The sequence below is a fragment of the Streptomyces sp. NPDC051740 genome (assembly GCF_044453165.1).
Lineage (GTDB): Bacteria > Actinomycetota > Actinomycetes > Streptomycetales > Streptomycetaceae > Streptomyces > Streptomyces atrovirens.
Window position 1 is genome coordinate 1 of record NZ_JBITCL010000047.1, and the last position, 10,115, is coordinate 10,115.

Consider the following 10,115-nt stretch of genomic DNA (forward strand, 5'->3'; position numbering starts at 1 on the left):
GCCCCGCTCAGCATCCGAGAGCACCTCCACACCACCGACCCGCACCCCCGGATCAGCAACCACCACCTCCAACACCCGCACCAACCGCTCGGCCAGTGCCTCCGCCGACTCGCGGTCGACGAGGTCGGGCTGGAAGTCCAGTCGGAAGCTGAGTTCCTCGCCGGGGTGGGCGACGAGGCCGTAGGTGTAGTGCATGGCCGAGCGGCTCTGGGCGGAGGCGAGGCGCAGGCCGCCCACGTCGGCCGAGGAGTCGAGTCCCGCGCTGTCGAGGGGGTAGTTCTCGAACACCATGGAGGTGTCGAAGAGTTCGCCCTTGCCGATGGCCCGCTGGAGGTCGGCCAGGCCGATGTACTGGTACTCCAGGAGCGCGGACTGTTCGCGCTGGAGGCGCTCCAGGAGACCGCCGAGGGACTCGGCGGGGTCCAGGAGCAGCCGCAGGGGCAGGGTGTTGATGAACAGGCCCACCATGTCCTCGACGCCGGCGAGGTCGCCGGGGCGGCCGGAGACGGTGACGCCGAAGGCGACGTCGGTGCGGCCGAGGAGGCGGGACAGGGTGAGGCCCCAGGCGCCCTGGACGACGGTGTTCAGGGTGACGCCGAGGGTGCGGGCGCGGTCGGCCAGGGCGCGGGTGGTCTCGGCGGGCAGGCTGAACTCGACCTTGTCCGGGACGACCGGGGTGCGGTCGGGGGAGGCGGGCGCGATCCGGGAGGGCTCGTCGAAGTCCTCGAAGGCCTGGGTCCAGGCGTCCAGTGCGGCGTCGCGGTCACGCCCGGCGAGCCAGGCGAGGTACTCGCGGTAGGGGCGCGGGCGGGGCAGGGCGTCGGCGTCGCCCCGGGAGACGTACAGCGCGAGGAGTTCACGCAGGAGGACCGGCAGCGACCAGCCGTCGAGGACGGCGTGGTGGACGGCGAGGGCGAGCCGGTGCCGGTCGGGGGTGAGGCGGATCAGGGTGAACCGCAGCAGCGGCGGCCGGCCGAGGTCGAAGCGACGGGCGCGGTCCTCGGTGATGATCCGCTCCGCCTCGGTCTCGCGGTCGACCTCGGGCAGGCCGGTGAGGTCGGCCTCGGTCCAGCTCGGCGGGGCGTCGCCGAGGACGACCTGGACCCATTCGCCGGTCTTGCGCTGGCGGAAGCCCGCGCGGAGGTTGGTGTGGCGCCGGACGAGGGCCTGCGCGGCGGTGTGCAGCGCGGCGGAGTCCAGGGTTCCGTCGACGTCGAAGACGAGTTGCACGGTGTAGATGTCGGCGCCGCGGTCGTCGTAGACGCTGTGGAAGATGAGACCTTCCTGCAGCGGCGAAAGGGGCAGGATGTCCTCGATGGAGCGGGACTTACGGCTCACGGCTTTCCTCACTCGTCTTCCTGGTCTGCGAAGAAGTCGTCTTCGAATGCGTCGATCTCTTCCTGGCTGATGGTCACCAGGGACACGTCCGACGGGGTGAGACCCCCCGCGTCGGGATGCCGGGCGTGCTCGGCGAGGCCGCGCAGGGCGGCGAACCAGCCCTCGGCCACCTGGCGCACCTCGGTCTCGGACAGCAGCCGCCCGGCCCATGTCCAGGTGGCGACGAGTTCGGGCCCGTCGGTGCCGTCCTGGGTGAGGGCGTTGAGCTCCAGCACGTGGGTCAGGGGTGTGCCGGGGTCGTCGCCGGGGACGAGTGCCCCGACGTCGGGTACGACGGTGAAGTCCGCGGCCTCCCGGGCCGTGACGCGGCCCAGGTAGTTGAATCCCAGCTGGGGTCGGGCTAGTTCGGCGAGCACGCCCTTGGTCTTGGGGTTGAGGTGGCGCAGCAGGCCGTATCCGACGCCGTTGTCGGGGACGGCGCGCAGTTGCTCCTTGACGGTTTTCAGGACGCGGCTCGCGGTGGGGCCGCCGGCGAGGGCGTCCGCACGGGCGGTGCGGTCCAGCGGTCCCGGGTCCAGGCGCACGGGGTAGAGGCTGGTGAACCAGCCGACGGTGCGGGACAGGTCGGCGCCGGGGACGAGTTGTTCCTCGCGGCCGTGTCCCTCGACGTCCACGAGGAGGCCCGGGCCGTCGGTGCCGGGCCGGTCGGCGAGGGCCAGGACGAGGGCGGTGAGGAGTCCGTCGGTGACGCCGGCGCCGAAGACGGAGCCCACGGTGGTGAGCACGGCCTCGGTGACGTCCGCGGGCAGCGTGAGCGTGAGGGAGCCGGACGTGGCGTGGGTGTCGCGTGCCGGGTCCAGGGTGTCCGTGCCGAGCGGCTGCTCGCCGGCCCGCAGGGTGTCGGCCCAGTGGGCGAGCTGGTCGGTGGGCGCCGGGTCCGTGGCGACGGTGTGCAGGGCGGTGGCCCAGTGCCGGAAGGACGTGCCGACGGGGGCGAGTTCGGGGGTGCGGCCGGCGGCGGCGGCCTGCCAGGCCTCGGCCAGGTCGGAGACGATGATGCGCCAGGAGACGCCGTCGACGACCAGGTGGTCGGCGAGGAGCAGGAGTCTGCCGGGCGCGTGCGGGCCGCGGTCCAGCCAGACGGCCTGGAGCATGACGCCGTCGGCGGGCGCGAGCCGGTCGAGGGCGGCCCGGGCGTGCTCGGTGAGCAGCCCGTGCACCGTGCCGGGGTCGGCGTCCGCGGCGTCGACGCGGGTCAGGCAGTGCGCCGCGGCGAGGGCGCCCGGCTGCGGGATGTCCGCGTGCGGCAGCCCGGAGTCGTCCGTGGTGCACCGCATGCGCAGGACGTCGTGGCGGTCCAGTACGGCCTGAAGGGCGTCGCGCAGATCGTCGTACGCCATGCCCGCGGGGACCTGGATCACGACGGACTGGTTGAACCGGTCGAGGGGGCCGCCGCGTTCGGCGAGCCAGTGCATGATCGGGGTGAGCGGGAGCGGTCCGGTGGCGGGTTCCTGCGGGGTGTCGTCGACGGGGGCGGGTGCGCGGCCGGTGATCGCCTCGGCGAGCGCGGCGACCGTGCGGTGGTCGAAGACGTCGCGCGGGCTGAGCGTGAGGCCGGCCTTGCGGGCCCGGCTGACGAGCTGGATGGAGACGATGCTGTCGCCGCCGAGGTCGAAGAAGCTGTCGTCGACGCCGATCCCGGGCACACCCAGGACCTCGGCGAAGAGCGCGCTCAGCGTCTCCTCCACCGGCCCCGAGGCGGCCCGTCCGGCGGAGCGGGGGGCGTGGACGGGGGCGGGCAGGGCCTTGCGGTCCAGCTTTCCGTTGGTGGTCAGGGGCAGTTCGGGCAGCGGCACCAGGGCGGTGGGCACCATGTAGTCGGGCAGCCGGGCGGCGAGGTGGGCGCGGACCTCGGTGAGGTCGAGGGGCGCGTCCAGCGCGACGGCGTAGCCGGTCAGGCGCTTGTCGCCGGGCTGGTCCTCGCGGACGACGACCGCGCTCGCCCGGACGCCCGGGTGGGCGGCGAGGGCGGCCTCGATCTCGGCGAGCTCGATACGGAAGCCGCGCACCTTGACCTGGTCGTCGGCCCGGCCGACGAACTCCAGCAGGCCGCCGGTGTTCCAGCGCACCAGGTCGCCGGTGCGGTACATGCGGGTCCCCGGCGCCCCGAACGGGCAGGCCACGAAGCGTTCCGCGGTGAGGTCCGGGCGTCCCCAGTAGCCGCGGGCGAGGCCGCTGCCGGCCACGTACAGCTCGCCGGGGACGCCGTCGGGCACGGGGTGCAGGGCGGTGTCGAGGACGTACACGCGCATGTTGTCCAGCGGGCGTCCGATGGGGACGAGGCTGGGCATCCGCTGGGCGTCGGCCGCGCCGACCGGGTTGCGGGTGGCGAACACGGTGGTCTCGGTGGGGCCGTAGCCGTTGACGACCTCGATGTGCGGGCAGCGCTCCAGGACGCGGCGCACGGCGGCGGGCGGGACGACGTCGCCGCCGGTCCACACCTGGCGCACGCCCCGGAAGCAGTCGGGCTGTTCCTCGGCGAGGACCGCGAACAGGCCGGCGGTCAGCCACAGTCCGGTGATGCCGTGTCCGGTGACGAGGGCGCCGATGGCCTCGACGCCGAGATCGCCGGCGGGTGCGACGACGACACTGCCGCCGCACAGCAGGGCGACCCACAGCTCCAGGGTGAGCGCGTCCCAGGCGTGCGGGGAGTGCAGCAGGACGCGTTCCGCGGAGCCGGAGGCCCACCACTCGTCCTGGGCGAGCTCGGCGATGTTCCCGTGGGTGGCGGCGACGCCCTTGGGCAGGCCGGTGGAGCCGGAGGTGAACATCACGCAGGCCAGGTCGCCGGGCGTGGGGACGAATCCGGGTGCGGAGGTGTCCTCGTGGGCGAGGGCGTCGACGGTGGCCGGGTCGTCGACGACGAGGACGTCCAGCGGGCCGGCGACGGTCTCGGCCCGCTCCCGCTGCGCCCGGTCGGTGACGATCAGCGGGGTACCGGTCTCTCCGATGATCCAGCGCAGCCGCTCGTCCGGGTAGGTGGCGCTGAGCGGCACGTAGACTCCGCCGGCCTTGAGGACGGCGAGGACGGCGACGGCCAGGTCGACGGAGCGTTCCATCAGCAGGGCGACGCGGGTCTCGCGCCGCACGCCCGCACGGCGCAGCCGGTGCGCCAATTGGTGGGCGCGTAGGGAGAGTTCGGCGTAGGTCAGCTCGGTGCCGTCGCCGATGAGGGCCGTCTTGTCCGGCGTGGCCCGGGTGTGGGCCTCGAAGAGGCCGAGCAGTGTGGCCTCGGGGGTGGGCCGGGCGGTGTCGTTGCGGCCGTCGACCAGCAGCCGGCGTTCCTCTGCGCCGAGGACGCCGACCCGGAAGACGGGCGCGTCGGGGGCGGCGAGGACTGCTTCCAGGACGCGCACCAGCCGGTCGGCGAGGGTGCGGGCCGTGGTCCGGTCGTAGAGGTCGGTGGCGTATTCGAGACGGCCGGTGAGTCCGGGTCCGTTCGCGTGGGCGCGGACGAAACCGAAGGACAGGTCGAACTTGGCGACACCGGTGTCGAGCCGGTAGGGGCCGACGTCGAGTCCGGGCAGGGCGGCGGCCCGGGAGAGGGCCTCCTGTTCGGCGGTGTCGTCGAGGGTGAGGACGGTCTGGAACAGGGGGTGCCGGGAGGTCGAGCGGGTGATGTCGAGCGCGTCGACGAGCCGTTCGAAGGGCACGTCCTGATGGGCGTACGCCGCCAGGTCGAACTCCTTGACTCGACCGACCAGTTCACGGAAGGACGGGTTGCCCGACAGGTCGGTGCGCAGCACCAGCGTGTTCACGAAGAACCCGACCAGGTCCTCGACGGCGTCGTCGGTGCGGCCCGCGACCGGGGTGCCGATCGGGATGTCGGTGCCCGCGCCCAGCCGCGACAACAGCGTGGCGAGCGCGGCCCGGAGAACCATGAAGGGGGTGGCGCGCAGCTCCCGCGCCAGCGCCGTCAGCCGCTCGTGCAGGGCGGCCGGCACCTCGAACTCCACGACGTCGCCGGTGTACGACGTCGTTGCCGGGCGGGGCCGGTCGGTGGGGACGTCGAGTTCCTCGGGCAGGCCGGCCAGCGCGTCCCGCCAGAAGGTGAGCTGGCGGGAGACCAGGCTGTCCGGGTCGTCCTCGGAGCCGAGCGTGTCGTTCTGCCACAGCGCGAAGTCGGCGTACTGGAGCGGTGGTTCGTCCCGTCGGGGGGCGTGGCCGGCGTGTCGGGCGGTGTAGGCGGCGGCGAGGTCGTGGGCGAAGGAGAGGGTGGACCGGCCGTCGCCGGCGATGTGGTGGAGCACCACCAGCAGGACGTGCTCGCGGTCGTCGTGGGAGAACAGCACTGCACGCAGCGGGAGTTCGACACCGAGGTCGAAGGCGTAGCGGGCCGCCGCGTGCAGTTCCGTCTCGTCGGTGACCGTGTGCAGCGCGGGGCGTGCCTGGTCGAGGACGACCTGGTACGGGCCCTGCTCGTCCTCGGCGAAGACGGTGCGCAGTGCCTCGTGCCGGGCCACCACGTCTGCCAGGGCCGCCTCCAGGGCCGCCCGGTCGAGGTCACCGGTCAGGCGCAGGGCGAGCGGAATGTTGTAGGTGGCGGACGGGCCCTCGAAGCGGTGCAGGAACCACAGTCTGCGCTGCGCGAACGACAGCGGCAGCCGTTCGGGGCGTTCGGCCCGGGAGAGGGGGCGGATGGTGCCGCTCGCGGTCGCGTCCAGGACCGGTGCCAGGCCGGCGACGCTGGGCGTCTCGAACAGGTCCCGCACCGACAGCTCGGCGCCGAGAGTGGCGCGGATGCGGTTGACCAGGCGGGTGGCGAGCAGGGAGTGGCCGCCCAGGTCGAAGAAGCCGTCGTCGATGCCGACCCGCTCCACGCCGAGCACCTCGGCGAACAGACCGCACAGGATCTCCTCGCGCGGCGAACGCGGCGCCCGGTGCCCGGCCGCGTCGGACGTGCCGTACTCGGGCGCGGGCAGTGCCCTGCGGTCCAGCTTGCCGTTGACCGTCAGCGGGAGTGCCGCGAGGGGCACCACGGCCGACGGCACCATGTACTCGGGCAGTTCGGCCGCGAGCCGGTCCCGTACGGAGGCGGTGTCGAGTGTGCCGCCGTCGGGCACCGCGTAGGCGACGAGGCGACGGTCGCCGGGCCGGTCCTCGCGGACGACGACGGCGGCCTGGGCGATCCGCGGGTGGGCCAGGACGACGCTCTCGATCTCGCCGAGCTCGATGCGGAAGCCCCGGATCTTGACCTGGTCGTCGGCGCGGCCCAGGTACTCCAGCTCACCGTCCGCGGTCCACCGCGCCAGGTCGCCGGTGCGGTACATGCGCTCCCCCGGTGCTCCGAACGGGCAGGCGACGAACCGCTCCGCGGTCAGCCCGGGCCGGTTCAGGTAGCCGCGGGCCAGTCCGGCACCGGCGACGTACATCTCGCCCGCGACGCCGGCCGGGGCCGGGCGCAGGGCATCGTCGAGGACGTACACCCGCAGGTCGCGGATGCCGACGCCGATCAGGCTGCGGTGCTGGCCGGTCCAGGTGACGGAGTCCAGGGCGCGCACGCTGACGTGGACGGTCGTCTCGGTGATGCCGTACATGTTGACCAGCACCGGGTCCGTGTCGCCGTGCCGGCGGCCCCAGCTCTCCAGCCGGCCGAGGTCGAGCGCCTCGCCGCCGAAGACCACCCGGCGCAGCGCCAGCCGGTCGCCGAGGCCGGGGTGGTCCCGGTCCGCCTGCATCAGCTGGTAGAAGGCCGACGGGGTCTGGTTGAGCACGGTGACCCGCTCGCGCACGAGCAGCCGCAGGAACTCCACCGGGTTGCGGCTGACCTCGAACGGCACGACGACGAGCCGGCCGCCGTACAGCAGCGGACCCCACAGTTCCCACACCGAGAAGTCGAACGCGGCGGAGTGGAAGAGGGTCCACACGTCGTCCGGGCCGAAGCCGAAGGTGTCCTCGGTGGCGGTGAACAGCCGCACCACGTTGGCGTGCGGGACCACGACGCCCTTGGGACGGCCGGTGGAGCCGGAGGTGTAGATGACGTACGCGGGGTGCGCCGGGCCGGCCGGGACGCGGTCGCGTCCCGAGGCGACGGGTTCCCCGGTGGTGGCCGTGGCGAGCCACTCCTCGTCGACGACGAGGACGGGGGAGGTGTCCTGGAGGATGTAGGCGATGCGCTCCTGCGGGTAGCCGGGGTCGACGGGGAGGTACGCCGCCCCGGACTTCACGACCGCCAGCAGGGCCACGACGAGGTCGAGGCCGCGCGGCAGGGACACCGCGACGAACCGCTCCGGGCCCGCGCCGTGCGCCACGAGGTGGTCCGCCAGCCGGTCGGCCCGCTCGTTCAGCTCCCGGTAGGTCAGCGACCGCTCCTCGCAGCTGACGGCGACCGCGTCGGGCGCGAGGGCGACGCGCCGCTCGAAGAGCTCGGCGAGCGACCGGGGCGGGGTGGGCGTGCCGCCCGTGCCGGCCGCGGCCAGCAGCCGGGCGCGCTCGGCCGCGTCGGTGACGTCGATACGGGTGACCGGCCGCTCGGGGTCGGCCAGCACGGCGTCGAGGACGCGCACCAGGCGCCCGGTGAGGGTCTCGGCGCTGTCGTGGGTGTACAGGTCGGCGCTGTAGGCGAGGCTGCCGGCCAGTCCCGCGGGGGTTCCGTCGGCGGCGCGTCGCTCCTCGAAGACGAAGGACAGGTCGAACTTGGCCGCCGTGGTGTCCACCGGCTCGGGGCGGACGGCGAGGCCCGGCAGTCCGCGCAGCGCGCCCAGCGCCTGCTCGGTGGTGTCGTTCCAGGTCAGCGAGGTTTGGAAGAGAGGGTGGCGGGCCATGGAGCGGGCCGGGTTGAGCGTGTCGACGAGCCGCTCGAAGGGCACGTCCTGGTGGCCGTACGCCGACAGGTCGAACTCCCTCACCCGGGCGACCAGTTCACGGAAGGACGGCTCGCCGGACAGATCGGTGCGCAGCACCAGTGTGTTCACGAAGAACCCGACCAGCCCTTCGAGGGCGTCGTCGGCGCGCCCGGCGACCGGGGTACCGATCGGGATGTCCGTCCCGGCGCCCAGCCGCGACAACAGCGTCGCCAGGGCGGCTCGCACCACCATGAACGGCGTGGCGCGCAGCTCCCGGGCCAGCGCCGTCAGCCGCTCGTGCAGCGCGGCCGGCACCTCGAACTCCACCACTCCGCCGGTGTACGAGGACACGGCGGGCCGGCGGTGGTCGACGGGGAGCTCCAGTTCCTCGGGCAGGCCGGCCAGCGCGTCCTCCCAGAACGTGAGCTGGCGCGCGAGCAGGCTGTCCTCGTCGGTCTCGGAGCCGAGCGTGCGGCGCTGCCACAGGGCGTAGTCCGCGTACTGCAACGGCAGTTCGGCCCAGCTGGGGGCGTGACCGGCGTGGCGGGCCGCGTAGGCGGTGGTCAGGTCCCGCGCGAGCGGCCCCACCGACCAGCCGTCACCGGCGATGTGGTGCAGGACGAGCAGCAGCACATGCTCCTGCGCACCGAGCTCGAACAGACGTACTCGCAGCGGGAGTTCCGTCGACAGATCGAAGGCCCGGCCGGTCTCCCCGGCCAGCCTTTCCCCGAGTACGGCCTCGTCGACGGCCTCGGTCCGCAGGCGCGGTGCGGCCTCCCCGGCGTCGAGCACCCGCTGGTGCGGTCCGTCGGCGTCCTCGGCGACGACGGTGCGCAGCGGCTCGTGCCGGGCCACCACGTCGGCCAGCGCGGCTTCGAGCGCGGTGCGGTCCAGGTCGCCGGTCAGCCGCAGCGCGGCGGGGATGTTGTAGGTGGCGGAGGCCTCGTCGAACTGGCTGAGGAACCACAGGCGTTCCTGCGCGAACGACAGCGGCAGCCGCTCGGGGCGCTCGACCGAACGCGCGGCGGCGCGGGCGGCTCCGGTGCCCTGCCGGGCGGCGAGTCCGGCGACGGTGGGTGTCTCGAAGAGGCGGCGTACCGGCAGTTCCTCGCCCAGGGTGGCGCGGATCCGGTTGGCCAGCCGGGTGGCCAGCAGGGAGTGGCCGCCCAGGTCGAAGAAACCGTCGTCGACACCGACCCGCTCCACGCCCAGCACCTCGGCGAACAGACCGCACAGGATCTCCTCGCGCGGCGAACGCGGACCCCGGTAACCGGCCGTGGACAGTGTGCCGTAGGCCGGGGCGGGCAGGGCCCTGCGGTCCAGCTTGCCGTTCGGGGTGATGGGCAGGGTGTCCAGGGCGACGAACGCCGACGGCACCATGTGCGCGGCCAACTGTCCGGCGGCGTGCCGACGCAACTGCACCGGCTCCGCGTCCGCGCCGGGCACCGGCACCACGTAGGCCACCAGGCGCTTGTCACCGGGCCGGTCCTCCCGCACCACCACCACCGCGCGGGCCACAGCAGGATGACCGGCCACCACGGCGGCCACCTCACCCGGCTCGATCCGGAAACCACGGATCTTCACCTGGTCGTCCGCCCGCCCCAGGTACTCCAGCTCCCCGCCCGCGGTCCACCGCGCCAGGTCACCGGTGCGGTACATGCGGCTGCCCGCCGGACCGTAGGGGCAGGCGACGAAGCGTTCCGCGGTCAGCTCCGGACGGTTCAGATATCCCCGGGCCAGACCCGCACCCGCGATATACAACTCCCCCGGGCTGCCGACCGGGACGGGCCGCAGACCAGCATCCAGCACATACAGGCGGGTGTTGACCAGCGGGGCGCCGATCGGCGGCACCACCGCACCCGACAGCGGCATACTCATACTCGCGCACACCGTCGACTCCGTCGGCCCGTACGCGTTGATCATCCGCCGGCC

General features: G+C 73.7%; 2 protein-coding genes. Both read right to left on the reverse strand.

The window, feature by feature from the left end; all coding sequences use genetic code 11:
- Nucleotides 1–1,338 (reverse strand): condensation domain-containing protein (locus tag ACIA6T_RS35425; protein WP_399450612.1); only part of this gene is annotated, 1,338 nt, incomplete at its 3' end.
- 8 nt (nucleotides 1,339–1,346) lie between these two features.
- On the reverse strand, nucleotides 1,347–10,115 hold an 8,769-nt coding region (locus ACIA6T_RS35430; protein ID WP_399450613.1), incomplete at its 5' end, for an amino acid adenylation domain-containing protein.